At 34.6% G+C, this 26,849-nt stretch carries 32 protein-coding genes; 12 read left to right on the forward strand and 20 right to left on the reverse strand.

What is annotated here, in order from left to right:
* Positions 1-32: 32 nt before the first annotated feature.
* Both SCI76_RS05525 and SCI76_RS05530 read right to left on the reverse strand, forming a co-directional pair.
* On the reverse strand, positions 33-1,061 hold the full coding sequence (locus SCI76_RS05525; RefSeq protein WP_310884333.1) for a serine hydrolase: 1,029 nt from the start codon (positions 1,059-1,061) through the stop codon (positions 33-35).
* Between the two features lie 86 nt (positions 1,062-1,147).
* The gene (locus tag SCI76_RS05530; protein WP_028413823.1) at positions 1,148-1,717 is read right to left on the reverse strand and encodes a MarR family winged helix-turn-helix transcriptional regulator; all 570 of its coding nucleotides are present in this window, start codon (positions 1,715-1,717) and stop codon (positions 1,148-1,150) included.
* Between the two features lie 243 nt (positions 1,718-1,960).
* Here SCI76_RS05530 and lgt point away from each other — a divergent pair, with 243 nt between their 5' ends.
* From lgt to SCI76_RS05545, 3 genes are all read left to right on the forward strand, one after another.
* A complete protein-coding gene (gene lgt, locus SCI76_RS05535; protein WP_048018669.1) occupies positions 1,961-2,776 on the forward strand; it encodes a prolipoprotein diacylglyceryl transferase in 816 nt (271 codons plus the stop codon).
* A 245-nt stretch (positions 2,777-3,021) separates the two neighbouring features.
* The gene (locus SCI76_RS05540) at positions 3,022-4,068 is read left to right on the forward strand and encodes a YeiH family protein (protein WP_221833600.1); all 1,047 of its coding nucleotides are present in this window, start codon (positions 3,022-3,024) and stop codon (positions 4,066-4,068) included.
* 471 nt (positions 4,069-4,539) lie between these two features.
* Positions 4,540-5,499: an aldolase catalytic domain-containing protein gene (locus SCI76_RS05545; RefSeq protein ID WP_014460650.1), complete on the forward strand. Its 960-nt coding sequence runs from the start codon at positions 4,540-4,542 to the stop codon at positions 5,497-5,499.
* Between the two features lie 147 nt (positions 5,500-5,646).
* Here SCI76_RS05545 and SCI76_RS05550 read toward each other — a convergent pair whose 3' ends face one another.
* The 7 genes from SCI76_RS05550 to SCI76_RS05580 form a co-directional block, all read right to left on the reverse strand.
* Positions 5,647-5,982: a L,D-transpeptidase gene (locus SCI76_RS05550; RefSeq protein ID WP_013056432.1), complete on the reverse strand. Its 336-nt coding sequence runs from the start codon at positions 5,980-5,982 to the stop codon at positions 5,647-5,649.
* Between the two features lie 74 nt (positions 5,983-6,056).
* Positions 6,057-7,319 (reverse strand): glycosyl hydrolase family 18 protein, encoded by a 1,263-nt coding sequence (locus SCI76_RS05555; protein WP_028413826.1) that lies wholly within the window; start codon positions 7,317-7,319, stop codon positions 6,057-6,059.
* A 591-nt stretch (positions 7,320-7,910) separates the two neighbouring features.
* Positions 7,911-8,342 carry an ATP-binding protein gene (locus SCI76_RS05560; protein ID WP_168761367.1) on the reverse strand — a complete coding sequence of 144 codons (432 nt, stop codon included), beginning with the start codon at positions 8,340-8,342 and terminating at the stop codon, positions 7,911-7,913.
* A gap of 117 nt (positions 8,343-8,459) precedes the next feature.
* Positions 8,460-9,149, reverse strand: coding sequence for a Na-translocating system protein MpsC family protein (locus SCI76_RS05565; protein WP_033578617.1), 690 nt, complete (start codon positions 9,147-9,149; stop codon positions 8,460-8,462).
* 139 nt (positions 9,150-9,288) lie between these two features.
* Positions 9,289-9,504, reverse strand: a complete 216-nt coding sequence (locus tag SCI76_RS05570) for a hypothetical protein (protein ID WP_048018665.1) — start codon at positions 9,502-9,504, stop codon at positions 9,289-9,291.
* A gap of 177 nt (positions 9,505-9,681) precedes the next feature.
* Positions 9,682-10,377 (reverse strand): Na-translocating system protein MpsC family protein, encoded by a 696-nt coding sequence (locus SCI76_RS05575; protein ID WP_014460656.1) that lies wholly within the window; start codon positions 10,375-10,377, stop codon positions 9,682-9,684.
* A gap of 445 nt (positions 10,378-10,822) precedes the next feature.
* Positions 10,823-11,140, reverse strand: a complete 318-nt coding sequence (locus SCI76_RS05580) for a DUF3243 domain-containing protein (protein ID WP_014460657.1) — start codon at positions 11,138-11,140, stop codon at positions 10,823-10,825.
* A gap of 254 nt (positions 11,141-11,394) precedes the next feature.
* On the opposite strand from SCI76_RS05580, the gene SCI76_RS05585 reads away from it, so the two are divergent.
* Entirely contained in the window at positions 11,395-11,799 is a 405-nt protein-coding gene (locus SCI76_RS05585; RefSeq protein WP_328174762.1) for a hypothetical protein, read from the forward strand.
* Between the two features lie 335 nt (positions 11,800-12,134).
* Here the strand turns inward: SCI76_RS05585 and SCI76_RS05590 are convergent, their stop codons facing one another.
* Complete coding sequence (locus SCI76_RS05590; RefSeq protein ID WP_328174761.1) at positions 12,135-12,296, reverse strand: hypothetical protein; 162 nt, start codon at positions 12,294-12,296, stop codon at positions 12,135-12,137.
* 252 nt (positions 12,297-12,548) lie between these two features.
* Positions 12,549-12,923, reverse strand: a complete 375-nt coding sequence (locus SCI76_RS05595; RefSeq protein WP_221833606.1) for a cupredoxin domain-containing protein — start codon at positions 12,921-12,923, stop codon at positions 12,549-12,551.
* Between the two features lie 306 nt (positions 12,924-13,229).
* On the opposite strand from SCI76_RS05595, the gene SCI76_RS05600 reads away from it, so the two are divergent.
* Positions 13,230-14,660, forward strand: a complete 1,431-nt coding sequence (locus SCI76_RS05600) for a sorbosone dehydrogenase family protein (protein WP_221833608.1) — start codon at positions 13,230-13,232, stop codon at positions 14,658-14,660.
* A 352-nt stretch (positions 14,661-15,012) separates the two neighbouring features.
* Positions 15,013-15,573, forward strand: a complete 561-nt coding sequence (locus tag SCI76_RS05605) for a hypothetical protein (RefSeq protein ID WP_407545085.1) — start codon at positions 15,013-15,015, stop codon at positions 15,571-15,573.
* A gap of 60 nt (positions 15,574-15,633) precedes the next feature.
* Here the strand turns inward: SCI76_RS05605 and SCI76_RS05610 are convergent, their stop codons facing one another.
* Entirely contained in the window at positions 15,634-17,229 is a 1,596-nt protein-coding gene (locus SCI76_RS05610) for an acetolactate synthase large subunit (protein ID WP_328180001.1), read from the reverse strand.
* Positions 17,230-18,193: 964 nt separating this feature from the next.
* On the opposite strand from SCI76_RS05610, the gene SCI76_RS05615 reads away from it, so the two are divergent.
* Positions 18,194-18,394, forward strand: coding sequence for a cold-shock protein (locus tag SCI76_RS05615; RefSeq protein WP_013056409.1), 201 nt, complete (start codon positions 18,194-18,196; stop codon positions 18,392-18,394).
* Positions 18,395-19,344: 950 nt separating this feature from the next.
* Positions 19,345-19,491, forward strand: a complete 147-nt coding sequence (locus tag SCI76_RS05620) for a BH0509 family protein (RefSeq protein WP_014460666.1) — start codon at positions 19,345-19,347, stop codon at positions 19,489-19,491.
* 41 nt (positions 19,492-19,532) lie between these two features.
* Here the strand turns inward: SCI76_RS05620 and SCI76_RS05625 are convergent, their stop codons facing one another.
* From SCI76_RS05625 to SCI76_RS05645, 5 genes are all read right to left on the reverse strand, one after another.
* Positions 19,533-20,090, reverse strand: a complete 558-nt coding sequence (locus SCI76_RS05625; RefSeq protein ID WP_328174758.1) for a hypothetical protein — start codon at positions 20,088-20,090, stop codon at positions 19,533-19,535.
* A gap of 102 nt (positions 20,091-20,192) precedes the next feature.
* Entirely contained in the window at positions 20,193-20,792 is a 600-nt protein-coding gene (locus SCI76_RS05630; protein WP_328180013.1) for a hypothetical protein, read from the reverse strand.
* A 60-nt stretch (positions 20,793-20,852) separates the two neighbouring features.
* A complete protein-coding gene (locus SCI76_RS05635; protein ID WP_328180000.1) occupies positions 20,853-21,338 on the reverse strand; it encodes a hypothetical protein in 486 nt (161 codons plus the stop codon).
* An 87-nt stretch (positions 21,339-21,425) separates the two neighbouring features.
* The gene (locus tag SCI76_RS05640; protein WP_221833612.1) at positions 21,426-21,902 is read right to left on the reverse strand and encodes a hypothetical protein; all 477 of its coding nucleotides are present in this window, start codon (positions 21,900-21,902) and stop codon (positions 21,426-21,428) included.
* Between the two features lie 167 nt (positions 21,903-22,069).
* Positions 22,070-22,957, reverse strand: coding sequence for a LysR family transcriptional regulator (locus SCI76_RS05645; RefSeq protein WP_310884330.1), 888 nt, complete (start codon positions 22,955-22,957; stop codon positions 22,070-22,072).
* 188 nt (positions 22,958-23,145) lie between these two features.
* On the opposite strand from SCI76_RS05645, the gene SCI76_RS05650 reads away from it, so the two are divergent.
* Together SCI76_RS05650 and SCI76_RS05655 are read left to right on the forward strand one after the other, a co-directional pair.
* Complete coding sequence (locus tag SCI76_RS05650) at positions 23,146-23,484, forward strand: multidrug efflux SMR transporter (RefSeq protein ID WP_033578604.1); 339 nt, start codon at positions 23,146-23,148, stop codon at positions 23,482-23,484.
* The gene (locus SCI76_RS05655) at positions 23,484-23,795 is read left to right on the forward strand and encodes a multidrug efflux SMR transporter (protein WP_048018655.1); all 312 of its coding nucleotides are present in this window, start codon (positions 23,484-23,486) and stop codon (positions 23,793-23,795) included. The genes SCI76_RS05650 and SCI76_RS05655 overlap by 1 nt, the downstream gene beginning before the upstream one ends.
* Positions 23,796-23,959: 164 nt before the next feature.
* On the opposite strand, the gene SCI76_RS05660 is transcribed toward SCI76_RS05655, so the two are convergent.
* Entirely contained in the window at positions 23,960-24,370 is a 411-nt protein-coding gene (locus SCI76_RS05660) for a DUF6188 family protein (RefSeq protein WP_328179999.1), read from the reverse strand.
* A gap of 163 nt (positions 24,371-24,533) precedes the next feature.
* Positions 24,534-24,791, reverse strand: a complete 258-nt coding sequence (locus SCI76_RS05665; RefSeq protein WP_033578602.1) for a hypothetical protein — start codon at positions 24,789-24,791, stop codon at positions 24,534-24,536.
* A gap of 329 nt (positions 24,792-25,120) precedes the next feature.
* Here SCI76_RS05665 and SCI76_RS05670 point away from each other — a divergent pair, with 329 nt between their 5' ends.
* Positions 25,121-25,705: a hypothetical protein gene (locus SCI76_RS05670; RefSeq protein ID WP_048018654.1), complete on the forward strand. Its 585-nt coding sequence runs from the start codon at positions 25,121-25,123 to the stop codon at positions 25,703-25,705.
* Positions 25,706-26,074: 369 nt separating this feature from the next.
* On the opposite strand, the gene SCI76_RS05675 is transcribed toward SCI76_RS05670, so the two are convergent.
* The gene (locus SCI76_RS05675; RefSeq protein ID WP_048018653.1) at positions 26,075-26,470 is read right to left on the reverse strand and encodes a hypothetical protein; all 396 of its coding nucleotides are present in this window, start codon (positions 26,468-26,470) and stop codon (positions 26,075-26,077) included.
* Between the two features lie 102 nt (positions 26,471-26,572).
* Here SCI76_RS05675 and SCI76_RS05680 point away from each other — a divergent pair, with 102 nt between their 5' ends.
* Complete coding sequence (locus tag SCI76_RS05680; protein ID WP_168760600.1) at positions 26,573-26,821, forward strand: hypothetical protein; 249 nt, start codon at positions 26,573-26,575, stop codon at positions 26,819-26,821.
* The last annotated feature ends 28 nt before the right edge of the window (positions 26,822-26,849 follow it).

Here is a 26,849-nt window from a genome sequence, read left to right on the forward strand (position 1 = left end):
TCGGCGACAGTCTTTCAAATTGTCTTCCATCCTTATATATCTTTTGAATTTTGGAGGCTTTCTAATAAAGACATTCCTATATGTTCATCCTTATTTCTACTTAGTCTATAATTAGCTAAAACGACGGAAGCAACTTTCTTTTCTTTATCAATCCCTAAAAATGAGCTGAAGCATCCTGTTCCACCGCCGTGCAATATCACATTATTGTTTTTCTTTAAAAGCAACCATCCAAGACCCATATCAAACTTCTTTGTTCCATTGGCGTATTTTTTATGACAAAAAGACAGATATGGGTTATCTTCATCCATATTTATTTTTGCGTATTTAAGTAAATCATCAGCGGTTGAGGATACTGCGCCCGCAGGTGATATAAAATTCCCCTTGTCCCACTGCCAGTTGCCACAATCATTATTTTTGCGGTCATAGCCATGTAGATTATTGTTTGAAGCGCCTAAACAAGTATCCTTTAGTCCAAGCTCATTAAGAAGAAAGTCATTCATAGTATCCCAATACCCCTTCCCCGATATCATTCCCAACACGTATCCAATAAGGGATATACCGAAATTGGAATACTTCCATGAATAATCTACTTCTTTTAATTTACTTTTTTCAATCAGCATCTTCATTTTGTTAAAATCCATATGTAACGGATTATTTTTATTCAAATCACTTCCGCCAAAAATCAAATTAAAAATTATTTTAAAATATTCCCGTTTATTTAAAGGTAAGCTTCCTGAATATCCAGAAGAGTGAGTAGCGAGGCGGAGCAATGTAGGATAATACGTGTCTTCCTTAAGTTCTTTTATGTACTTTCGTATAGAATCGTTTAGTGTCAACTTGTTTTCAGATATGTATTTTGATAGCAGCGATATAGTAAAAGTCTTAGTAATAGAACCAATTTCATAATGGTATTTTTCGGATGAGTCAATTTCACCGCTTTCATTATAAATTTTGATAACATATTGGTTGTCCGTTAAATAGCCAACGGTTAATTTCAAATTCTTTTTTCCTCTACAGGTCTTGTTAATTAATCGTACTGTTTCATCACTGATTTCAAACATAATGAGTGCTCTCCCTTATCCTTTATTTCGAAAATCATTAAAAGGATCGATATGCTTCAAAGTAAAGTAGCCTATCAAATTTATTTTTATAAGTTCTTTTTTATATTATCAATTGCTTGAACTCTTCGACTTTCAAGCTCCCTTATCACTCTCAACTGTAATTCATTGTGATCTTCATCCATTTTGATGTTGCCTTCTTCTTCAAATCCATCATGTTCTTCCCCGTCAAAGCTATAAAGTTTCTTTAAAAGCTTCCACATTATTTCCAACTCTTCGGTTGAAAACTTTTTAAAAAGGTCTTCCAAAAAGAAAATTCCTTTTTCTGAAACAACAAGCAGCGCCTCTTTTCCCTCTTTTGTGATTTTCACGTTAACTGCACGTTTATCTTTACTGCTAGGAACCACGTCAACATACCCCTTCTTTTCCATAATGGTAATTAACTGCTTGACGCTTTGTTTTGTGGTTCCTAATTTTCTAGCAATATTATTTAACGTTGTTTCATCTTCAGGTAAATGAGCAATTGCCACCATCGCCATATGCTGTCTTGATGTTAAGAGCTCAAGAGACTGATCTCCTTTCACCTGGACTTTATTTGCCAGAGAAAATAAGGTAGCGTAAGTTTGCTGCATTAAAAAAAGATCTTTATAAATATCCATATTAACCCTCCATTTTAGACAATATATTGTCTAAAATAATAGTATATTTTGGTAATTATGTCAATGTACTGTTTATTTTAATTTTGACTATTCTGTTACACTAAAGCAGGCAAAGAAATAGTGGCCTTTCGTAAGCAAAAGTTGTCCTTTCTATATCTAATTAGATATACTAAAAAGGCACTCTAATTTAATATCACTCTAAAAAAATGTAAGAAAACCGATATGAAGTAAAGGAGAAAAAACATGAACCAACACACACAACCTTTAAACCCTATCGCCTTCCACCTTGGTCCACTTGAGGTCCATTGGTATGGAATTATTATAGGGATAGGAGCTTTTTTAGGCTTTTTGTTAGCCTCGAAAGAAGGAAAGAAACGAGGTATCTCTTCAGAAACCATCTCTGATTTACTTCTGCTAGCACTACCCATTGCTATCGTTACTGCTCGAATTTACTACGTACTTTTTGAATGGAGTTACTATAAAGACCACCCAGGCGAAATTATAGCAATTTGGCATGGAGGCATAGCTATTCACGGTGGAATTATTGGATCTGTATTAACAGCTATATGGTTTTGCAGAAAAAAGAATCTTTCTTTTTGGAAAATGGCTGATGTTTTAGCTCCTAGCTTATTATTAGGCCAAGCTATTGGCCGGTGGGGAAACTTTATGAATCAAGAAGCACATGGCGGACCTGTTACACGTCAGTTTTTAGAAACTTTACATTTACCTGATTTTATTGTTAATCAAATGTATATCAATGGAACTTATTATCATCCTACATTCCTTTATGAATCCCTTTGGAACATAATAGGTGTTCTTGTCTTGATCGTACTAAGAAAATCTTTGTTAAAAAGAGGCGAAGTCTTTCTTACTTACCTACTATGGTATTCGATAGGACGATTTTTTATAGAGGGATTGCGTACAGATAGCTTAATGCTAACTTCTCATATCAGAATAGCTCAGCTCGTTTCTTTCCTTTGCGTGCTAGGCAGTTTGATCGTGCTATGGTATAGACGTAAAAAAGGCTTAGCAACTAGTAAGACTGTATCTCTCTCATAAGCACATATGTTTTTGTATGAATGATTTTTTAAAGAATTAAAGGATAAAAACATACAAAAGGAGCAAATTGATTTTCAGTAACTCTGAAGATCAACTTGCTCTTTTTTTGTTTCGTTTATTAATATTTTTAATCTTAATAATGATTTATCTATATTTTACTAATAATAAAATGTCTTTTATAGTTAAATTATACACTTCTTGTGTGAAGCCGTGCTTGATAAGAATTCATATTGGAGATGAAATGTATGATAAATATAAATAAAGCCCAAAAGCGGACTGTATTCTTACGAACAAATGCCCGGACGTCATCTAATGTTTCTTTATGGGCCGGAGGAATTGCTTTTACTTTTCTTTTTGCTTTACTTGCTTATGGATTAGCGAAAGTCCCGAGATTTAATCATATCGGTCCACTAGCCTGTTCAATTATAATGGCAGTAATCTATCGTCAAATTTGGGGATACCCCGAAAAAATAAGGTTTGGAATTGAGTTCTCTTGTAAAAAGCTGTTACGTTATGCGATTGTTTTATATGGACTAAAACTTAATATTGATGTTGTTATTCATCAAGGGCTAGGAATGCTACTTCGCGATGTGGGAACGGCTGTATTTGCGATTGTTTTAACAATTCTTCTAGCCAAATGGATGAAGGCTGATCGTGGTTTATCTCTTCTTTTAGGAATAGGAACAGGAATATGCGGTGCGGCAGCTATTGCAGCTGTTTCTCCGATTGTAAAAGCAAAAGAAGAAGATACAGCTATCGGAGCTGGTGTTATCGCTTTAGTGGGAACTCTATTTGCAATTGGATATACCATTTTAAGACCTTATATACATTTAACAAATATACAATATGGAATTTGGTCAGGCGTTGGCCTCCATGAAATTGCCCATGTAGCTCTAGCTGCAGCACCAGCTGGACGCGACGCCCTAGCTATTGGCCTGTTGGCTAAGTTAGGCAGAGTGCTTTTACTTGTGCCATTAAGCTTTATCTTAATGTACTGGATGAAGCGAACAGGAAAAATGGAAAAGGATACGAAGATTGAATTTCCTTGGTTTTTAATAGGTTTTATCATCATGAGTATTTTTGGAAGTTATGTCGTAGGCAAGCACCTTATCATACCTAAAACGATTATGAATGATATTTCAACTCTAACCACGTTTCTTTTAACAATGGCTATGGTCGGCTTAGGGTTAAATGTAAGTATGAAGGCTCTTCGAACAAAAGCATTAAAGCCGTTGATTGCGATGTTTATTACCTCTATACTCTTATCATTTCTTACGTTTTGGACGATGTAAAGACCAGTAAATTAAAATGATTAAGTAACAGCTAATACTTCGTATACAACTGTTAATGTGAAAAAGTCTTTTATTTCTCAGGTTTTAAATATCTTTCCAAATTTATGGATTAATTATAGAGAAATCTAAACCTATACTAGATACTAATGGCAGTTCCTCTCCTTAATAAACGGTTTCAATTAAAAAACACCCTTTATTGCAGTAAGTAGTGATGTAATAAAGGGTGTGTTTGTATATACTAGGGGTTGTAGTGCTGAACTTGGTGTTGTTTTAAGAGCATCAAGCGGATGAAAAGATAAAGCATCTTCTACCCATGGAATACAGTAAAGCATAGACACATTTAGAAAATACATTGACGCCTTTGAATCAGTCATGGTATAAACACAATATGAGAGTTTAGTGCTTAAAAGCATAAAAGCGATAAAGTTTAAAAAAATACATAAATAGACGACATAGGAGGAAATAAATACCATGGAACATAATAGCAAAATTATAGACTGTACCATTCGTGACGGAGGTTTAATTAATAATTGGGATTTTAGCGTTGAATTTGTGCAAGACTTATATAACGGCCTAAGCGCAGCCGGCGTTGAATATATGGAGATCGGTTATAAAAATTCACCTAAGCTTCTTCAAGCAACTGAGCCCAACCCATGGAGATTTCTTGACGATAACTTTCTCAAAGAAATTATCCCTGAGAAAAAGTTCACGAAGCTATCTGCTTTAGTAGATATCGGGCGTGTAGATTCGAATGACATCCTGCCGCGTGAACAAAGTATGTTAGATATGATTCGAGTGGCATGCTATATTCGCGAAGTAGATAAAGGCTTAGAGCTTATAAAAATGTTCCACGATTTAGGCTATGAGACTTCACTTAACATTATGGCACTATCTAGCGTACCGGAAAATCAGCTTATTGAAGCATTTGAAATGGTAAAGAAAAGCCCCGTAGATGTTGTGTATATTGTTGACTCCTTTGGAAGCCTAGACCCTGCCGATATCGAGCATCAAGTGAAAAAGTTCCAAGCCATGATTCCTAGCAAGCAGCTTGGGATCCATACGCATAACAACATGCAACTAGCTTTTGCTAATACATTAACTGCGATGCGTAATGGCGTTACATTCCTTGATTCATCTGTTTATGGTATGGGCCGTGCAGCTGGTAACTGTAACACAGAGCTGCTTGTTAGCTACATACCAAAACCAAGCTATGAGATGAAGCCGATTCTTGGCGTAATTGAAAAGCATATGCTTGAAATGCGTCAAAAGTGGGAATGGGGCTATATCATTCCTTACATGATTTCTGGTGTGCTGAATGAACATCCACGTGTTGCTATGGCTTACCGTGATAGCGAGGATCGTGACAAATTCGTAGATTTTTATGACAAAGTAACGTCTCCAGAAGTTACTACGTCTCCAGCATCAAAATAAGTTAAAATGCTAAAAGTACCTCTGTTAATCGGGGTATTTTTTTGTTTTCGTACAAAAAGCCCATGATTGTATAGCATATCCTTAAACTTTGATACCCTCGATCTCGACAATTAACTAAATGTAAACAGTCGTGCTCTTCTTAAACTATTATTTATGTATATAAACCGGCGTTCCAATAGGAACTGCAGAGGAAAGTTCTAGAATATCTTCATTATCCATTCTGACACATCCATGTGACATATCTCTGCCAATAGAAGCTGGATCATTGGTCCCGTGTATTCCATATGTAGGCTTTGACAGTCCCATCCATAAGGGGCCAAATACAGCTGGAGGGGTCGTATCTTTATTAATGATTTTAAATTTTCCAGTTGGAGTTGGAGTAATCATTTTCCCTACAGCAATAGGATATGTCTTTACTAATTTAGCTCCATCATATAGTTTTAATTGATGCTGCTTTATTGAGACATCTATCCTTTTTGCCATAGAAGAACCCCCCACCCTCTTATAATTTACTATACATGAAATTTTCTGGATTGATCCATAATGACTACTGCTATTTATACCGTTCTAATAGTGAAAAATTTCTTTAAAAGCCAAGGCCCTGGCGTAAATCCAAGTGTTAATTGCCAAGCTCCTATTGCTTGCAAGCCGAATTGACGAACTAACACCATTTTTTCACTCATGCTTCTTACATCTTCAAACCATACTTCATGCATCTGCCCCGCTTGATCTTTATATCGAAAAAATGGGGATTTGTACTCCTTTGAATATTGGATGGGCGACTGATATCTCATCGCTGTTTTAATCGCATTTTGATTTGATATAGCAGATGCTACTGTCCCAGGCCTGTAAGGAATTGACCAGTTATATCCATACAACGGGACTCCAATGATAAGTTTTCTTCGAGGAATACTTTTTATCGCGAATTCTATTGTTCTTTGTACTTCAGTAATAGGTGCAACAGGCCCTGGTTCGCTGCCTGCATGATGCCAATCATATGCCATAATGAACATATAGTTAACAACTGCACCTATTCCCCCGTAATCATACCCTTTTAACCAAGGAATATCTTCGCTTGTCTTGGCTGGAACCGCTATGGTCAACACGTACCCTGCAGGTTTTAAACGTTCACCCAACTGACGTAAAAATCCTGTAAAAAGATCTCTATCCTCGGCCTTTACACGTTCAAAATCAATATTCACCCCTCCGTATCCTTTTCTAGATACTAAATAAAAAATATTATTAACAAGATTGTTTCTTGCCTGAGGATTATTTAAAACTTGATGGGCAAGATCAGAACTAAATCCTTCAGAAGTTAGATTAGTAATCGTAACTAACGGTGTAACTCGGTTTTTCCAAGTCGTTTCAATCGCTACTAAATCGTTTAAATTATTTATAATATCTCCATTGCTGCCAAAATGATATTCAAAAATAGAAATGGACGAGGAATAAGTTGCAAAATCAGTAATTAAATTGCGATCTAATTCTGGATTTCGAACAGCATAGTATTGCAGTGTACCTGCAATGTAGTTGGATATATTAGGGATTTTTATTTTCATTCCCACCTGCAAATAATTATAATGAACTGAAGAATTAACCCTTTTTAATTCTTCTAAGGATACATAAGCTTTTTTAGCAATGCTGCTCATTGTATCACCAGGTTGAACTGTGTATACATAAGAAGCTATAAGTAAGGCCTGACCTGGAACAATATTCGTTTCTTCTAACCCATTTACACTTCTGAGCTGTGCAATGGGATAATCATATCTGCTGCTTATTGAAGACAACGTATCACCAGGTTGAACTATATAAACAAACATGTTTTCTCCTCCTATGTACTCTTTATCGAATTATGTTTTATTTCGTGATAAGTTTAAAGAAGCCATTCAATAAATGTATATGAGGATTGTTTGTTTATATAACTGAGTTAAGTAAGGGGTAACTTCTTTACACACTCCCCCTCTATGGCGCCCCTAATACGGGTAGAAATGTTCCAGAAATGATCTCAAAATCTATGTATCATAAATGTATGTTTTTGGTGTACTTGAAACAGGCTGTTTTTTGTCAGATAGGATTATATTAAGAAATAAAAAGAGCAAGCTCTCTATCATGAGAGCTTGCTCCTTCCATTTAAAGATTAAATGGAATTGTTCATAATTTCCCACACCTTTTTCTCATGTTTCTAAGCTTCTTGTGATTACTGCAGAGAAAAATTTTTGTCCTACGGCTAAGAGTTAATAGAGGAGAAGCACATGCTGAAGGCACCAACTCAAGCATGTGAAATATCTTAACCGTATCCTAGAGCAGGATCATCAGGGGATGATATTTTTAGAAGCTATCTCCTATTTAATAAAGGAGTTTTTTGTAAAGAGGAAGTCAGTTCTTTCTTAACCTTTTACCTTGTGTTTCTTTTATTTATTTCTTTTTTTCCATTTTATAACCTCGATGTTAACGCCATAATCTTCTTGAGATGATATGGTGAATTCGTCCATTAATTTTTTTACCCCTGATAAACCAACGCCTAATCCCCCTGACGTTGTATAGCCACTTTCTAGCGCTTGTTGAATATTTTTAATGCCTGGTCCTTTATCTATAGCTATTATTTTGAGTCCTATTTCAAGTTGATTCTCTATTATTTCCATTATAATTTTTCCCGTCGTGGCATATTTATATATATTTCTGGACAATTCTGAAATAGTCGTAATAATTCGGGCTTGATCAAGTGTGCTGAAGCCTAAGCAGTTAGAGAACATCCGTCCTTTCTGACGCGCTTCTACTATATCCACTTCAGTGTGTATCTCAACAGTTAAAGGTTCCTTTCCTTCATCCGATTGAAATAGCATCATTATCACCACTTTCTTTATTTTAATAGGAGAGGAAAAACAATAGGCCAAAAAGAAAGGTTAGATAACCTTTCTTTTTGGCCTACATCTAGTTCAGTGCCTAGCTTATCAGTGCCGTTATGAAGTTGGGTTTAAAATCAGAAGAATTGTACTTTTATCTTTATGAAAATCCCATGCGACTAGTATATCTGTTACCTTTGAATCTAAAATTACTTCTAATGATTGGCTATGCTCATGGAGTAGCCTTTTTTCGAGATTTCTTTTAGCCAATGTAAGGTTTTCTTCAAACCCTAATTGAACTAATTCTTTCTCTACATTTACCATAATACCTTCCCTGATTATAAGGAGTGTTCTCTGATCTAATAAATAAGAAGAAACATCTTGAGGAAGTTTTTCTGCTTTTTGAGTCACTTCCTCAACTTCTTTATGCAGCAATTTCTGATTTTTATAGGAATGGTTGACTATGTTATTTTTATCAGAATGGATCATGATAAACATGCCAGACTGCAGCTCTAAATTCCAATCATAATAAAATTCTTCAATATCTAAATGTATATTTAATTGGATATATCCTTTTATCTCTTCAATTAAAGTCTCCATCAACAAATCACGTGTTTTTTGAACATAGATAACTTGTCCCTTGTCTAGCAAAGCCTTTTCTAAAGGTAATAAAAAGGCTTTAAAATAAACGGTTATAAAAGGAGGAGAAATGACGGTGAATACACCTCCAGGACCTCTTCCAAAATTTTCACGAAGTAACCTTCCCATATAACTACTTAATTCTTTTTCCAGTTTCGTTTTATCCATAGATGGTGCACCTAGTTTCTAGTTTCATAAGGTATACTATTCGTGATGTTTTATGAAAACTCCTTCTTCATCATAAGATCATTTTAGGTAATAAGAATTCACTTTCTATAAAATGTAAACTAGTCATACTAGTACATTTTTAATAGATTGGTTTCTGTTTACCTTTGTATTTTCTATGTTTAAAGATTCTTCTTTTATTTGAAATTCCAATTTTACTTCCGTAGATAATGGTACTTAAAAGTATTATATCCTTGCTAATTTCTTCTTTGTAAAATTCATTGTCATGCTTTTGGTAATCCTGCAACAATCGACGAAGCTCTTTTATAAACAATACAATCTCATGATTATCAGCCATACCGACCAAATCCTTTCTGTTGGCACATCCTATTTTCAGATGCTATTTTAGGGGATTATTCCGTTACAAAAGGACTTACTCTTTTGAAACAACAAAAATAAGCCGAAAAAGAAAAGGTATGAGCTTTTCTTCCTCGGCTTATGTTTGGCACAATGTGTCCAATTCATTACTGCCTCATTAATTTTTTGGTTTTAAGATAAGAGTAATAATGCTATTATCCTTTTCAAAATCCCAATCCACAAAAATATCAAGAATGTCTGCATTTAATATCTCATCATAGTCATCGTTTTGTCGTAAGATTCCTTTTTCCAAAGGGCGTTTAGAGATGCGTAAGGTGTCATCAAAACCCAACGAAATTAGCTGCTTTTCAATAGCCACCAGTATTCCTTCTCTTACGATGACCAATGTACGATCACTTAATTTATACGAAGAGATTTTCTCAGGCCCTTTTTGTGCAATTTCACTCATCTTTATAATCCGATCATGAATTGCTTGTTTTCCTGGGTAAGGGTCACCCTCAGTCAAATCGGCTTTCAAATCGTCCAGACAAACTCCCACAAAAATTCCGGAGTGATGATCTAAATTCCAATCATAATATAAGTGCTGGATGTCAAGGTCTGTAATCCCTTTAATTTGACCAGTGATTTGAGGTTCAAGAGTCTTTACCAAAAGCTCTCTTGTAGTCATAACCTGAAGTTCTTCATTCTGGTTTAACAGTACTTGTTCCATCGGCGATACAAAGCCACTGACATAAATAACAACATAAGGTTCATAAATCGTAACATGAACAGCCTCGGGGCCTTTTCCAAAGTTATCTCGTAACAATTTGCCCAAGTTATTCGCCAATTTTGTTTGCTGAGCCTTAATATCCATATTTCTTCATCCTTTATTAAGAAAGAAGCATCATATCTTCTTTCCATCATTTTATTGTACCATTACGAACGAATAATTTAAATATGCAGAATAAATAAAAAATAATTTGTTACTTCATGTTTAACCGAATTATAAACGTTCAAAACCTCTTCTTTCTATTGCTTGGTACGTATTTTGAATGTCACCGAAAAATACGAATCCGTTGGATTCGTACTGATGTTTTCAATGAAGTGAGTTATAGTATGTAGTCAAATTATTGTTGGGGAAATATAGCTTTATCTTTTAATTGATGCATCGCAGGGACCTACTAAAAAATAAAAAGAGGTGCAGCATGAAAGAGAAAAAAGAGCCACTTATTTTACGCAAGTGGCTCTTTGCTATGTGGATTGAATTCACTTGAACCTCTATTAAATAGTGGCAAAACGCAATCTATAATCGATTTAGATTATTCTTTGACTAATTTAACAAGCATATGAGCAAGATGATGTTGTTCTTCCTCGTTTCCAACTTTCCATAACTCATGTAACAAGTATTGCTCTTCATTTTGTGGCTCCTCATGGGTTGCGAGATAGTCAGCTATTTTTTTAGCTGCTAGAGCTAATTGATTATCATTTAACCCTAGTTTCTCACCTTTTGTGACTTTATCTCCTAAGTAACTTTTAAATTCGTTAAAACTAGAAAGGATGTTGTCTTTCTTCTCTTGACTCATTTCATTTAGTTTATCCTCTACTTTATTTTCAACGGTTTCAGTATTATTGTTCATTTTTCATTCTCCTTCCAATTAAGTATTAATGTTCTTATATGGTAAGTCCCCCATTTACAGGTATATAAACATTTCGCAGCCTATTCATATATTAAGTAGAATAATAGTAAACCTTGAATAAAACTCGAGTATTTGTAATAAAGTTTAGTGAAACACCTTTTTGATAACAGGATGTATTTCTTAGGATGTTAACAACCTAGGTTAGTTCCACAAAACTTAACGGGTTATTTAGATGAGGAACGGAGTGAATACAAATGAGTTTAGCTACTTATATAGGTTCGAACGTAGAATTACCTATTAATAAGGGATTAGATGATTTAGTTACTATTGGGAATTGCTTTTCAGATGAAAGAAATCGATTGAATATAAAGAAACACCAATTTACTACCCTTTATGTTTATGAAGTTGCAAGTGACTGGGGAATTGAGATTACGGAATATATGAATAAGAGCAGGCGCAAAGAATCAAAAGAGAAACTAATTGCACTATGCAAATTGATGGACCGCTATCTTAAGTCAGGAGACTTTTTTGAATTGTATAGTTGTTGGGTAGGAGAAGAAGCTGAAGAACCAGAGAGGAAATTAACGTTAAACATCCATTACTTTGACATCGACGACATTGACATGCCAGAAAAAACATTAGTTAGAATTGAAAAATGAGTTCGTCCTATTATTATGGTGAAATTACCCTTATATAGTATACATAAAAACAGAAAAACTCCCCTAATGCCTTAAGGGAGTTTTTCTGTTTAGTTAAATATTAAGGGTGTAATTGCTTGTTACTTACATATCATTTAATATTTTTGTAGATATTTATTATAACCTATCAAATGATTTCGGGAAAGCAAAAAATGAAAGCGATTACTTTTAATTCAAAATAATAGATGAAATATAACTGTCTTTTTATGAGATGTATTTTGGTTCTGGAAAAATACAGTGCTTAAGCTTACATGCTCTAAATTTCTCCTTATCTATTAATAGATAAGGGGGAATTTTTATTCTTTATCGTTTCCTGGCACAGCATTAGAAACTATAGAAGTGTCTCCAGTATAATACTTATGGGGATAAGGATCAGAAGGCTTTGTTGCAAACTCTTTCTCAAGATCAGCTAATTCCTCTGATACCTGTTCTAAATCATTTGATTGATTATTACTCATATAAAACTCCTCCTTTTAATTAAACAATGTTCATCGCGCATTAAGGATACGTTTTTTCATAATGTGGATATACATGCTGTTTTTATTCCATACTTTCCTGTGCCTTTTCTTCATTTAGTATATATTTCAAATTAATATTTATTACTTTTTTGAACTTGTGAATGATTTATTTGCACCTTTAAAATCTATTATGTTAACTAAGAAAGTATGCTATATTCACTTCAAAAAGCAGAGACCGATTGGCCCTGCTTGTTATTTGACTATCACTTTCCCTACCATCCCACTATTGAAATGATACCTACATATCAGTTCATACGTACCGGAATTTTGTGGTTTCACGGTAATGGTTTTTTCTTTTCCAGGCTGGACTTCAGCATCGATTCCGAGTTTTTCCACTGTGAAGGTATGCTCTTTCTGACCTTTATTTTTCAATATCAATGTTATCGTTTTTCCACTTGGGATAGTGATGGTTTCTGGATTAAAGTAATCATCGTTCAACTGAACCTCCATGGCTTTTTGTCTTACCATGTCCGATTCAGCCAAAACGCCGAGTGCCCCTGAATTTATCACACCGATAAGCATCGCAAACAAAATGACCCATCCCGTTATCCACTTTTTCATAGACATTTGCAATCACTCCTTTCCTAAGCCATATTCTTTTCCAATTCATAAAATAATATTAATATTTTTTGTAAATTAAGTATTTTTTTCCTTAGTCGCAATTTCTGGAAACTACAAATAGTTAGGAGAATCGTGAGTACTAAGAGAAGAAAATAGCAGGCGTACCCAGGAATAAATAAGTTTTATGAAAGAAGCTTCTCGATTAGGTCTCTCAATTAAATTGCAGCACTTTATAAAATAGTATTGATACTAATAGAACAGTTTCAATCATATTCTTATAAGAGAAAACATTGAAAAGGAGTGTCAAGTTAGTTGATAAAAGCTAAGGTTAGTTTACGGCCTATTATTAGTAAGATAAATTTACCTACCGTTTTGAAAACAGCTATACTTCCCGGTGACTCAATTGAAAGCTTATTTATTGCAACCCAAGTAGGAGAGATCTTTTACATAAGGAATGGAGCTATACGGACTTTTTTAGATATTGGCTCACAAATCATAAAATTGGGTACGTCTGAACCAGGTGTTTCTCGTGGGGGATATGATGAACGGGGATTGCTGGGGCTAGCGTTTCATCCAGAATTTCATTATAACGGTCTGTTTTATCTTCATTACTCAGTAGCTGGAACACAAGGACCAGGTGCACTTTCTGAACATTTTAAGCCTAACCCGTGTGATCCTAAAACTTCAAACCTAAAGTGGATAAATAGAGAAACTAAATATGACCATATTGATACAGTGGAAGAATGGATTTTCCAACCAAATGCTCAGCCTCAAAAAAGACGGACGTTACTTAACTTAAGAAGACCATTTTTTAATCATAATGGTGTTAACAGCTTAAACTTTTCACCTGAAACTGGAAAACTTATCTTAACAATTGGAGATGGCGGATCAGGATATGACCCCTTTAATTTAAGTCAGGATGATATGGAGATTTACGGAAAAATAATTGAAATTGATGTAAGTAAGAATACATTCATCCATAATCCACCCGCAGTCACACGTTTTAGTGAACTCCCCTCACCTATTCAGGAAACCCTTGCGCTCATTGCCAAAGGAGTTCGCAATATAACCGGCATTTCATTTCAAAAATTTTATAATCAGTACATCAAATATGTGGGAAATGTTGGACAAGACGTGGTAGAGTCGATTTTTTCATTTGTTCATTATAGGCCAATACCTGTTTCTCAACTTGTTCAAGCTTCTTTAATGAGAGCTAAACTCAGTCACGAAGGATTTATTAACCTTGGCTGGCGGGGGTGGGAAGGAGATTTTCCAACTTCATTTATAAAAAGGTGTTCTGAAAATCCGGCCTTGGATGAGAAAATAATTGCTTATTACAATGAAGCAGTAAAAACTTCAGCGAGACGTCTTCAGCCTTTAACTAGTTATTTTCACAAAGATCCCCGTCCAAACAAATTTGGAGGGACCTCCCTTACAGGAGTTCAGCCATATATGGGAAATAAAATCCCTAGCTTAACAGGAAGCGTTATGTTTACGGATATTGCCCAGGTTAAAGAATCTCAATCTCCAGTTAGAGGAGTTTTAGCTTATACCAAGGCAGGTACAGATTGTAAGATAAATGATTTTAGGGTTGTGGAAATTGATTATAATTTTGGTTCTCAATCAGCTTACTACGTTAGTTTGGGAACGAACCTGGAACAAACGAGGCTTTATTTAGGAGTTTATGGCTCTATGAAAGTGTCTGACTTTAATCAAGGTACTGTTTTTGAAATTGTTCCATGATTTACATTTATAAAATTTGACTAAGCATTGATTTCCCCCAAAAAAATTATAGCTTAATTTTTTCAGTAGCTATTTTATAGGAATGAGCAAATGAACTTTCTATAAAATAAAAAAGCCTTTAATCAATAAAGCCCATAAAAGATTCATTTTATGGGCTACAGTACATACCTTTAAAAAGATAAAGAAACTTATCTTAACGGATACGACCTATTTCTGTAAAAATAAATGCGACTTATTAGTGCTCCCTCTTAATTTCTTTATATATTACATGTAAGAGTTGATATATCGGGCAGTGGTCCAAATGGATCTTTACCCCCTTATAATGTAAAAACAGTTAACCGAGGTGAAATTCATGTACTTTTTAAAGTCTCTTTCAAATGAAGTAAAATCTGCGCAGCTTCTTTTTAATAGATTATCTAAAACTAAGCAGCTTGTATCAGGCGCTCTTTTCGCCAGCATAGCAGCCCTTTTTCAATCAGCAGGAGGTTTCTTACCAGGAATAGGAATGTTCATTAGTCCATTATCTACTGCACCCATTCTTTTTTGTTTTGTACTTTCGCTCCCTCTAGGGTTTATTATCTATATACTAACAAACCTGCTTCTTCTGATTATCCAGCCAAGTGAACTTATTATTTTTCCTTTTACAACAGGAATACTGGGAATAGGCATAGGAGCTGCTTTTTACTTTTTTAAAAAGAGATTGTACATTATTATAAGTGGTGCCACCTCATTAACTGTTGGGATTATTACCTTATTGTGCATCTTCAAATTCCCAGTGCTAGGTCCCGTGATCTCCAATAATTTTTCTCTTTCTACTACTAGTTTAATTTTTGTATTTACTTTCCTTTATAGTTGGATTTGGGTTGAGCTCAGCTTAGCTTATTTAAAAAAATTAAAAACATTTATTTCCTAGTGAATCTACAGATTAATCTCTTAACAGAGATAACTCGTTAAAATAATGGAGAAATCGCAATCAGCTTTTTAGATGAACGTCAATTAGGATAATCTCATCTGCATTTTTTAAGGCTCTTTTTATTATATTTTCAAATTCGACTAAACTATTTGCCCGTTCTCCTTTAATTCCAAAGCTAGCTGCCAATTGGACAAAATTTGGGTTTGTAAAAGTTACTCCATAGCTCTTACCAAACTTTTTGTTCATCATTTCCTGCTCTATTTTTAATGTAGAGTCGTTTAAGACAATAATGATGAATGAAAGCCCTAAGCGCTTTGCCGTCTCTATTTCTGCAAAATTCATTAAAGCTCCTCCATCTCCAGTAATACAAATAACTGAATCATTAGGGCAGGCTAGTTTAGCTCCAATTGAGCCTGGTAAAGCAATACCCATGGAAGCTAGACCATTTGATATAATGAACTTGTTAGCGTTTTTGGGTTGATAAGTTCGAGCTATAGATACTTTATGAGCTCCCACATCTGAAATCACAATTGTTTCCTCTGAAGAGAGCTTATCGATACTATGCAAGATATTCTCGATTGTTAAAGGCAGTAAATTGCTGTCTATCTTTTTCTCTTCAATATGATAGGATTGCTTAATTTGTTTCTGGAGATTACCAGAAGGAATCCACGGTTTAGAAGGAATATCGAGCTGATTGAATACCCGTAAAGTCTGCTTTATATCTCCAACCAATTCAGCTTCTACAGGATAATATTCATCTATTTCTGCTGGTAAGGTATCTATATGTAAAATTGGTGTTTTTTCCGTGTTCCATTCTTTGGGTAGCTTCTCGACAAAATCAAACCCAATTACAATAAGCAGATCAGCTTCCTTTAAGCCTGCGAGCACTTCATCTTTCTCATTAAATCCAAACGTAAAGAAATTTTGTGGATGATCTTTAGATAACACACCTTTAGCCATATAACTATGGGTAACCGGTGATTGAAGACGTTCAATAAATAGTTGAAGCTCATCCACGGCTTCCTGTCTAACAACGCCGTTACCGATAATAACAAAAGGTCTCCCATACTGCCAAATAAGAGTATTGGCAGCCTGAATTGACTCCATGATAGGTATACTTACGGGTATAGATGTAGGTGAAATAGGTTTGATGGGAACGATTTGAGTTGCTAAGTCTTCTGGCAATTCTACTACTATGGGTCCTGGCTTTTCCATTTGTGCAATTTTAAATGCTTTTCGAATAATCTCAGGAAGCGTTTGTGCATCTTTTATCTGAACACGCCACTTCGTTGCTGGTTCTACCATTTTAATAATGTCCATATATTGATGTGACTCTTTATGTTGTCTCCCCAAAACAGCCTGTCCCGTTAATGCTACAACAGGAGAGTGGTCTAGCTTTGCACTAGATATACCTGTCAATAAATTAGTAGCTCCTGGTCCTAATGTTGATAAACATACCCCTACTTTGTTTGTTAACCTTCCGTATACGTCTGCCATGAAAGCAGCTCCTTGTTCATGCCGCACATTCACGAATTGAATCTGTTTAGAGTTGGATAAAGAATCAATAAAATCCAACGTCTCTTTACCAGGTATTCCGAAAATATATTCAACTCCCTCATTTTCTAAACATTGAACAAGTGTATCCGTCACTTTCATATTGTTCGACCTCTCTTTAGATAGTATTCTGACAAGCTTATGTGAAAGAAATAGCTCATTAATTCTTATCTCGTCTTAACTAACCGAAACCCTAAATATATGGAATGAAATCATACTCACTAACTATTGTTTATAGTGTTACCATTAGGTTCTTATGTTAAATACATTTTTTAGATAATGTATAAATAATTGGATGAGTCAACCTTTCATCCGTGTGAACTGATTAGGAGTGTGACAATACTCTATAAAGAATTATTATGAGAAAGTAACATTTTAAGGAATGTAAAAAATTCCATATACAAATAATAAGCCGAATACTCGTATAAAAGGTACATGTAGATATTCTGCATAAATCGTCATACCAAAAAAAGGTTTATTAAACTTAAACACTGGGTATTATCAAATCAAGACGATGTGTTAAGAGTACCGCCCGTGCATAGGGTGTGTCCTTCTCTATTCTATAAAAAATGGCGCCTCCAACGGCGTCATTTTTTATTTGTAAACATGTTTAAGGATGCTTCATGCGAAGGTTGGGTTTATATGAAAAGGTACATAGATTCTTATCTAATAGAATCTATTTTTACACCACTATTCAAAAAGATTTTGAGTGAACTTCCCTTTCTTTTGGGCAGACGGGTCCCCGTGTGCTCTCTCATCTAATTTAGTTCATATTTATGAATAAAATGCCCATACTGAGTATGTGGGCATTGGTTGATCTTTGACTTCTATCATTTCGATGTTTAGAAGATCACTTATAAATATTTTGATGTTTTTGCATATGAACCTCATTATGATGTAAATCGTCATACCCCAATCACCTTTTTAGTGAAGTGAGTATTGATAAAGAAAGTTAGAAAGATCACATTAATTTAAGTTTAAGATGTCTCTATTGGGATAATATAATAAATAAGCTAGATTTAATGATAATCTGGTTTATTTTCTACATTCTAGGAGGCAACAAAAAATGGAACACGGTAAAGTGAAATGGTTTAATGCTGACAAAGGTTTTGGATTTATTGAGCGTGAAGGTGGAGAAGATGTATTTGTTCACTTCTCAGCTATTCAAGGTGAAGGCTTTAAATCCTTGGATGAAGGTCAAGAAGTAACTTTTGATATCGAACAGGGGCAACGCGGACCACAAGCGACAAACGTAAATAAAGCATAAAAACCATACTAAAAAGCAGACTCTATTTTCAGAGTCTGTTTTTATTTAAAAAGATTTTTATATCAAAACTTATTTATCAATAATTATAGTTCGTGTTTTTTTAATTCTTCTTCAAAGAAAAAGGTACTTGGATATTTGTCGACTGTATAAGAGTATCTTTTCATGTTTTTTACATAATGATTTTTTAAGATTGTTACTGATTCATTCGATACTCTTATAGTTACTATTTCTCCATTACTAAATATTTTCTCACTCATAGCCCTTATCCTTTTTTGCACCTGTGTAAATTACATACAAAATAATAAGCGTATTAAGAAACCTGCTGTTTTTGTGTATATAAAATTTTTCATAAAATTGATATCTTGGGCATAATACAGGATAGATACGTGGTAGAGGGGGGATTGTTTGAGACTGAAGGATGGAAACTTTTATACAGATAGTAGAACCAATAAGGTATATAGATTAAATGAAGATGACAAGGGAAGCTGGTACCTGAGTACACGTGATGATGAAGATCATCATCCAATGTCAAGAACTTCGGGGCGTAACATGATGAAATTGATAAAGAGTTTTTATACCAAAGTGAACGACAGTTAAAAATTTATCACTCTGCAAAACAACATAAAAAAATAAAGCTAGCTTAACCCAGCTAGCTTTATTTTTAGTTTATAGAGCTAGTTATCATAATTTTTTTTAGGAATTAAGCAACGATACGAACAAAAATTTTTAACCTGGCCGTTGGCAATCACCTATTATTTAATTTCGATTGCAGAAGCCTTGTTGTCCCAATTCGACGCCATAATACCATTTCTATATTGTTTTTTGAAAAATCATCTATAATTGATATTGTTTTAATCTCATATTGAGATATATAATAAAAATAAGAAAAAAGAAAACGCTTTCTAAATTTAAATACATTGTTACTTTTCAAACTATAAGGAGGATTTAAAATGAGCCAAGTGGAAAGAAATTCTAAAGTGCAGAAATTAGTTGAGTATAAAAAATTCAATGAAGAAGAAGTTTTAAAAATGACAGATCCGCAGGTTGAATATTATCACTGGCTCTATTTTGATGATTCCGCTTATGATTATATGTAAATCAACTATAAAATAAGAAAAAAGCACAAAAACGTTTGGTTTCAACGGGTTTGTGCTTTTTTCGTTTCTTTAATTATACGATTACTCGTTTTCAATACCTTTTCCTGCGACAACAAAGTGAGGGCTGTCTTCCTTTCGGTTGAAAAGTCTCCAGAACTCACTATACTCATCGTCTTCTGACGTATCCGGAAAACCTCCACTAAATAACCTTGAGATAAAAAGACCTTTAGCCCTCCTACTTCGTCCGAGTCAACTCTTTCAACAATCGTGTGTTCGTTTATACCTTCTATAAAAAATTCAATTGGTTCATCGAATCGATTATTTCCTTGGACATCCCATTCAAAGTACTCATTTTCATCATCCAATCCTGTTCTTGGAGAATAGAAATCCCGTGAGGCTACTACAATTTTATTACCTTTGACAATACGCCATGAACATTGAATATGTAAAGCGTATTCAGCTACCTCTTCCGTTTTACCCCTTCTGGTTACTAAAATCTTTTCTCCAAATCCTAGCCAAAACAAATTTGAGGCTCTCCCCGCGCATCTTACATTTAAGCCCACTAATTTGTCTAATTTTGATCTAATTGCTTTTCTCATGCTTTTCTCCTTTTATTTGCAGCTAAAGCTTTCTTTGTAAGTAGCTAAACAATTAGAATGTATTAATCTATTTTGTTTATGGCATTAAGGTTAATTACCTTTTTATTTTTGCAACTTCTGGTTAAAAGTCTCAGCGACAAATTCAAATTCTACATTGTCTTTATGAATAAAAAATGTAGTACACCCGTCAATATCAATACATTTATTAGACTGAGCACATACTACATCTACCTCAACCAGATTAAAATGAACAGCATGAACATCCTCACTATCTAGACCCATTGTTAAACAATTAATACTATCGCCAAAAGACTTAAAAATAAGCCTTTTCCCTTCCACGTTCTCTTTACTAACACCAAATTTCTCATTATTCAATATCCCTTGAAACGATGACGCTTTGGGAAGACACTGGATATGATGAATACCTTCGTAGCACCTTAAAGTAAACAAAAAAGGGTGTGCTTCATCTGCCATAATTTCAACGCCATATTTAAACGAAAAAGTTTTATAAACCATTTCATAAAATAAAGGGATGATAATATCATCCCATGATTCATAAGCATGAGCATGTACGCGTATTAGATGGGGATATAAGCTGGTAATGGCACGCTGAAAATTTAATAAAACTTCCGTATCCGTAAGCTCAGATAAAGAATCATCGGTTTCATGATTCTTTATCTTTCGTAGCCTATTATCAATCATCAACTTTCCCCTCCTACCTCTAGTTAGTTAATCTTCCGATAGTACATGTACGTCATGAAACTATTCGTTATTATACTTGTCTAGGTCTTTCCATTTTGCAAACTTGTTTCTAAAATCCCTAGATATTTCTTCGTCCTTGCTCAAAAGTAAAATTAAAGATGAGTCCCAAAAAACTAATTCTATAATTGCTTTAGGGTGCTGAATTGTCGGTGTTTCAATCCAAAAACCCGGATTACCATCAGCATAAGGCTCTTCTTTAAGCATATCTAAATTTATAGTTTCTTTCTTATCAAAGGCAGAAAAAACTCCCCATATAAAATAGATGTCCTCTTTATTAGCAAGCTTTGTGAGCTTTTCACCTGTAATCCAATATGTATTGCGGCTCGTTCCATTGTTGTAAATTCTGTAGTCAGTAAAGTAATCAAGGTACTTATCTGGAAAAGATCCATCTAAATCAGTCAACAGCCAATTGTACTTTTCATGAAGATTATTAAAAGAACTCAGTATTTCCTTTAAGTCATAAAAGCTCTCTAGGATCGTATTCATGAATTCCCCTCCATATTTTAGTTTTATTTTAACATTTCCCTTAGTAATTTTTCTGTATACAATATGTAAGAATAGTTAACATAACGCTCATTCAAACTCCTCAGGACACCAAACAGCTATGTCATCCCCCGGAGTTGCAACTAAAACCCAATCACTTCCTGCAAAAGGGTCTCCTAATTGCCAGCATTCATAGTTAGGATCATGACCGTTCACAAATAATACTCTCCCCGATTCTAGAGAAATGATAAGATGAGGCGATACGGCATCCAGCTGAACATTTACTACTTTTTGTCTCCTGATATCCCAAATATGCTTAAAATATTGCTCTTCTGTATGGAAAGGCACTGCATCCTCTGATGATGGGTATGTATCGCGGGCTTCAGGATATACAGTCCAAGTTGTTTCGATATTCAATACAAAATCACTATCATCTTTTTTATTATAGTTAGTAAAATACAATAGAGTTACAGAGCTATTAAGCCCACATTTCACGCCATCTATTTGACTGCTAATAAGTAAGTGCTTCAGTACTCGTTCCGTAAATTTTTTGTCCTCTATCTTCACTGCAGCTGCTCCTTTACACGTTTCTTGGATGTATACCATATAAAAAGTTAAGCAGTGTAATCCTCTTTAGATATTAAAAAGCTCACTTTTACTGCTCAAATTAGCACTTGGTATATTCATCCTAAACATAGGCTAAATAAAAAAGATCTTTACGAAAAACAGTCTGATTATTTCTGATTTTTCCTTTCTCTTACTTCGCTGATTGTCTTTGTAAATTCACGCTCAGTTACTCCTAGATAGGAGTCGGAACGACGAACATATACAATCCTAAGGTTTCTGTAAGGTTCAGGTATTGAAAAGAGCTGTACTAACCCTTCCCTCTCATATCTCTCCGCTAATGACCGGGCTATAAGTGTCACACCAAGACCAGAAACTACTGTCCCCATAATCGTTTCGAGTGTAGCAAATTCCATAATTTTCGGGGATACGATCTGTTCTTCTTTTAACCATTGCTGTAGTCTTTCTCTATATTGGCAGCCTTCATTAAATAAAATGAATGGTAGGTGCAGTAACTCTCTGGCAGACTGAATCTGCTTCTTCCCTTTTTCATTTGCACTGCATACAAGTACAATTTCTTCATCAAAAGCCGGAATTTGATCAAGCGTTGACACATTTACTGGTTCTGCTACAAATGCCCCGTCTAGCTGGAACTTAAGAACTTTCTCTATTAATTGTGTACTTACTCCTGATACTAGAGAAATATCCACATTTTTGTGCTTATTATGATAGGAAGAAATGATTTCAGGAAACCCTACTACCGTTTCAACTAATCCAATACATAATGATCCAACAAGGTTACGCTCATCTTGAAATGCTTTCTGTATTTCATCCATTAGCCTCATCATTTGTTCTCCGTACGTTAAAAGTTTTCGACCTTCTACATTTAATGTCATTCCGCGTCTGTGACGATGAAACAATGGGTGTCCAATTTTTCGTTCAAGAGATCGAATACGTGCTGTTACATTTGGTTGGACATAACCTAGCTTATCAGCAGCAAGACTTACACTGCCGTATTCTGCCACAGCCATAAATATACGTATATCTTCTACTTTCATAAACATCCTTCTTTCTACTTACGTTCATTCATTTAGGTATTAATGATAATGATATCTATAATCATTTATCATTATTTTACAAGATATCAAGCTCTAGATAAAATAATGACATCCGAGTGCTACTGCAATTATTTAGTAGCCATTACGTAAAGTTCTTAAAATGAGGTGACTAAAAGGAGGAAATCTGATTGTTTTATTTACTATTGTTTCTTGCCATCATCTTGGAGGTAATCGCAGTATTTTTTCTTAATCTTACAAATGGATTCACAAACTTTGTTCCGACTGTTTTTGCCATACTATTTTATTGTTCTTCGATTGCTGCTTATATGCTCCTTAACGCTAAAGGTGAAGTAGGAGTAGCAAGTGCTTTATATGCAGGAGGTGCAACCGTACTTGTTGTTGTCACAGGTATTATTTTTTTTGATGAAACTATTTCCTTATCTAAAATCTTAGGAGTTTCTCTTATCGTAATTGGTGCAGTTTCTCTTAACATTAAAGGAAGTTCTAAAGAAAGAAGGGCAGCGTAATGGGATACGTATTTTTAACGATTGGCTTAGTTTTAGGCATTGCAGGGCAAATGTGTGTAAAACTATCTAAAGGCTTTAAACAAACTTTTCCCACGATAGGTGCATTCTTATTGTTCATTGCCTGTATTTATTTCATTTCTCTAACAACACACTATTTTGAAATGGGTATTGTTTTTGCTATATGGGCAGGGCTAACGATTGCTAGTACAACGCTGTTAGGTATTTATATATTTAAAGAATCAAAAAACAAAAGAAAGATTATCTCCGTTACTCTTATTATTACAGGGGTTATTATACTGAAAGCTTTCTAATAAAAATAAGATAAATAAGGCCCTTAAGTAACCTCGGTTCCGGCTACTTCACAACATCTGGTGTAATAATACTCTTCAATTCTATTAAGAGCATAATGTTGTAGCTGTTCCTGCAATTCATCTAATTGTTCGTATATATTGCTCATTGCCGACACCCCCTACTGTTATATATTTTCTTCATTCTCTGGAGACCAAACTGCCACTTCTCCACCTGGACATGCAACGACTAACCAATCTTGTGAATCTGTACCGGCTTGCCAACTTTCATAGAGGTTATCTACTCCAAAGATTGTTAAGAGCACACCGCTTGTAAACTGTAACGTTAAATGAGGTTCTTGTTCCCCTAAGAATATGTCTGTGATTTCCTCTTGTTTGGCAATAAGTGAAAAAAAGGAACGTATAGGTGAAACAGCCCACTTGTTTTCCGCAGTAATAACAAGTGGTTGACTATCAGCAGCTTGTATTTTGAGTCTAAAATAATCAGAACGTATTCCATCTCCAACGTGCTTAATTTTTCCACCTTTAAACAACCGGCACAATACTTCTTCTGCTTCCACTTTTTCTTCTTTTTTCATCGTATCACCTCATTTGGTGTTTATTGTTGTTATCATCAACTATATAATAGTTTTACTTCTTCCAGATAGTTTATTTGTGCTTTACCCTACGAAAGGTTGGTTTTATGGACATTCGATTAGTTTATTACGAAAAATATAAAGGTACCGTCACTTCTGAATTTCACTATATTCCCTCTGAACAATCAAATCCACCATAAAGAGGATTTGCAGATGCCCAGATATATCGCATCCCTAAGAAACATTTAGCATATGATATAATTCCATTTGCATTAAAACTATTTCCTGCTCGAAGATATAACGAATGAGCTTTAACCTGAACCGTACCAATCGGAGTACTAGCATGCACTTTCGATTGAGACGAAATAATAATCAAAGACGCTGCAATTCCAATAGAAATTAACATCTTTATTCGTTTTTTCATCCTGAACACCATCCTTTTTATAACCAATTGAAACATTATGTGTTACCTGTTGAGTCTTACTTCATACTATAAGGGACATCTCCCATAACATCAGACTGGTTGCAAAAAAAAGACTGTTCATCGGTAAAGATGAATCAGCTTTTCTTACCTTCACCCCAACTTCTGCACTCTCCTTATTTCTTTTTTACCATTTTTTCTTTTTTCTCCAAATTGGAAGCATCCTAGAACATTTAAACTCCTTACCTCTGTAACTACCTTTCACATTTTTCCTTGATTCCCATATATATTCCATGTAACATAAACACTATCATCTATCTTGGAGGAGTATAATGAATAAATTAACAAAAACAAGCATCATGTGTGCCGTTTTAGTCTCTGGCCTTGCTGCTTGCGAAAGTGGAAAGAAAGAAAACGAAGTAACCGTAGAAGCACCTGCCCCAAAACATACCGCTAGCCTTGAGCACGCAACAAACGTTAGACCGGCAGAAGGCAGCCTATCTTATCATGAAAAATCTAAACACCATAAATACTATATTTCAACCAACAGCGCATCTTACGTGGATGATATCGATAGCATTAACGGAACTTCAACATTTATGAATGTATCTGTACGTTTAGAAAATACGTTTGAAGAAGGAAATTCTGTATCGCTAAAAGACCTTCACTTTACATTAGAAGACGTAACAGACAGTAAGACCTATGAACCAGCTACTAGAGAGGCTTATACAAAAGAGGGATATACGCTTTTTACAACAAATTATCCAAACATGAAACTAGAAGACAAACCACTTGATTTAAACATTGTTTTTAATATTCCAGATAAGCCTGACCATCTCTATCAATTAATGGTTGTTCAAGATGAAGCAGATGCTGATTATTTTTATTTAGATACAATTAAATCGGCATATAAATAATTAAAAAAGCCACTAACTCTATACTCGAGATAGCGGCTTTTTATATGAAACGCACATATATTTTATTTAATTTTAGGTAAACAACATGATAACATAACTACCTAAAATAACGGAAATAATTGCTCCGTATACGATAACACCCGTTGTATTTTCTTTATTATGTAGTTTCTTCAGAAACATAGCAAATGCAATATACAGCAAACCCAGGAACAACGGGAAGGTAAGACTTAGAAAGATCATAGGACACCTCACTCACGTCAAAATATAACTTTATTTTATAATCTATACAATATAAGGTAAAAAAATTTGTGATTATTTAGCTGCTGATTTTATTTTAAATAGTTTATTTAAAACATAGATTAATTCAATTTAAATCTCTAAGATGTGTTTAATGTCTTCTGCCGTTAACTCATGGGTTTCCAAATATTGATGCGCTAATTGACAAATGAACCCTCGTTCCTTTAACGAAAAATGGGTGATTTTCTTTTCCATTGAGCGAAATGGAGGAATGGTTTTATCTCCTTTAATAGACAAACCTTCTTGGTCGAAGGACACGAGTGCTCCATTTTCCTTGTAGTATGTCAACACTTCTTTTGCTGCTTCTGGTGGTCCATGTTGACAGTATTGTTCAATTGTCATTTCTTCATCTAGAATAACTAACATTACTTCTTCTTGTGAAATCCCCAAATGGGCCATAAAACTTATCCAGTCGCCATTCGGTACATATGTGTTAAATACGTTTTTTTGTTGTTCAGTCCAATTCATACTTTCACCTCATGTTTTTTCTTTACTTACAAATAGTAAAGTGTAGGTATTATGTAAACATACACTTATACTTGTCGATACTCTTTTTAAGGAGCGGTTTATATGCGCACAGAACAAATAAATATTAGTATTGAAAAACCACTTGCACTTGAATTGGATAAAATCCTTAGTCAAGATAATTTAGACTACGACACACTTAATGAGACAATCGACTATTACATAGTTGAATACGATTCTTTGCTTGAAAGTCGCATTATACTGTTTTCAGACCTATGTGTTATGAGTATTTCGGTATACGTAGAGGACGACAAGGCGCATATTGGCTTACCAGTCAATCTGGGGAAGAGATAGAAGGCACAACTGTCACGACCATTATTCG

Source organism: Priestia sp. HNGD-A6, from assembly GCF_045784335.1.
Taxonomy (GTDB): Bacteria; Bacillota; Bacilli; order Bacillales; family Bacillaceae_H; genus Priestia; species Priestia zanthoxyli.

Bases quoted from the DNA above. Each gene is read 5' to 3' on its own strand.
- SCI76_RS05625 (WP_328174758.1), bottom strand. From the start codon at position 20,090: ATGAGAAAAGCAATTAGATCAAAATTAGACAAATTAGTGGGCTTAAAT.
- SCI76_RS05590 (WP_328174761.1), bottom strand. From the start codon at position 12,296: ATGAGTAATAATCAATCAAATGATTTAGAACAGGTATCAGAGGAATTA.
- SCI76_RS05545 (WP_014460650.1), top strand. From the start codon at position 4,540: ATGGAACATAATAGCAAAATTATAGACTGTACCATTCGTGACGGAGGT.
- SCI76_RS05560 (WP_168761367.1), bottom strand. From the start codon at position 8,342: ATGCTATTTCAATCGGATGAAGGAAAGGAACCTTTAACTGTTGAGATA.
- lgt (WP_048018669.1), top strand. From the start codon at position 1,961: ATGAACCAACACACACAACCTTTAAACCCTATCGCCTTCCACCTTGGT.
- SCI76_RS05580 (WP_014460657.1), bottom strand. From the start codon at position 11,140: ATGAACAATAATACTGAAACCGTTGAAAATAAAGTAGAGGATAAACTA.
- SCI76_RS05615 (WP_013056409.1), top strand. From the start codon at position 18,194: ATGGAACACGGTAAAGTGAAATGGTTTAATGCTGACAAAGGTTTTGGA.
- SCI76_RS05565 (WP_033578617.1), bottom strand. From the start codon at position 9,149: ATGGATAAAACGAAACTGGAAAAAGAATTAAGTAGTTATATGGGAAGG.
- SCI76_RS05630 (WP_328180013.1), bottom strand. From the start codon at position 20,792: ATGATTGATAATAGGCTACGAAAGATAAAGAATCATGAAACCGATGAT.
- SCI76_RS05530 (WP_028413823.1), bottom strand. From the start codon at position 1,717: ATGGATATTTATAAAGATCTTTTTTTAATGCAGCAAACTTACGCTACC.
- SCI76_RS05575 (WP_014460656.1), bottom strand. From the start codon at position 10,377: ATGGATATTAAGGCTCAGCAAACAAAATTGGCGAATAACTTGGGCAAA.
- SCI76_RS05570 (WP_048018665.1), bottom strand. From the start codon at position 9,504: ATGGCTGATAATCATGAGATTGTATTGTTTATAAAAGAGCTTCGTCGA.
- SCI76_RS05680 (WP_168760600.1), top strand. From the start codon at position 26,573: ATGCGCACAGAACAAATAAATATTAGTATTGAAAAACCACTTGCACTT.
- SCI76_RS05660 (WP_328179999.1), bottom strand. From the start codon at position 24,370: ATGAAAAAAGAAGAAAAAGTGGAAGCAGAAGAAGTATTGTGCCGGTTG.
- SCI76_RS05585 (WP_328174762.1), top strand. From the start codon at position 11,395: ATGAGTTTAGCTACTTATATAGGTTCGAACGTAGAATTACCTATTAAT.
- SCI76_RS05555 (WP_028413826.1), bottom strand. From the start codon at position 7,319: ATGTTTGTTTATATAGTTCAACCTGGTGATACGTTGTCTTCAATAAGC.
- SCI76_RS05675 (WP_048018653.1), bottom strand. From the start codon at position 26,470: ATGAATTGGACTGAACAACAAAAAAACGTATTTAACACATATGTACCG.
- SCI76_RS05665 (WP_033578602.1), bottom strand. From the start codon at position 24,791: ATGAAAAAACGAATAAAGATGTTAATTTCTATTGGAATTGCAGCGTCT.
- SCI76_RS05655 (WP_048018655.1), top strand. From the start codon at position 23,484: ATGGGATACGTATTTTTAACGATTGGCTTAGTTTTAGGCATTGCAGGG.
- SCI76_RS05635 (WP_328180000.1), bottom strand. From the start codon at position 21,338: ATGAATACGATCCTAGAGAGCTTTTATGACTTAAAGGAAATACTGAGT.
- SCI76_RS05645 (WP_310884330.1), bottom strand. From the start codon at position 22,957: ATGAAAGTAGAAGATATACGTATATTTATGGCTGTGGCAGAATACGGC.
- SCI76_RS05595 (WP_221833606.1), bottom strand. From the start codon at position 12,923: ATGTCTATGAAAAAGTGGATAACGGGATGGGTCATTTTGTTTGCGATG.
- SCI76_RS05670 (WP_048018654.1), top strand. From the start codon at position 25,121: ATGAATAAATTAACAAAAACAAGCATCATGTGTGCCGTTTTAGTCTCT.
- SCI76_RS05620 (WP_014460666.1), top strand. From the start codon at position 19,345: ATGAGCCAAGTGGAAAGAAATTCTAAAGTGCAGAAATTAGTTGAGTAT.
- SCI76_RS05550 (WP_013056432.1), bottom strand. From the start codon at position 5,982: ATGGCAAAAAGGATAGATGTCTCAATAAAGCAGCATCAATTAAAACTA.
- SCI76_RS05605 (WP_407545085.1), top strand. From the start codon at position 15,013: ATGTACTTTTTAAAGTCTCTTTCAAATGAAGTAAAATCTGCGCAGCTT.
- SCI76_RS05610 (WP_328180001.1), bottom strand. From the start codon at position 17,229: ATGAAAGTGACGGATACACTTGTTCAATGTTTAGAAAATGAGGGAGTT.
- SCI76_RS05525 (WP_310884333.1), bottom strand. From the start codon at position 1,061: ATGTTTGAAATCAGTGATGAAACAGTACGATTAATTAACAAGACCTGT.
- SCI76_RS05540 (WP_221833600.1), top strand. From the start codon at position 3,022: ATGATAAATATAAATAAAGCCCAAAAGCGGACTGTATTCTTACGAACA.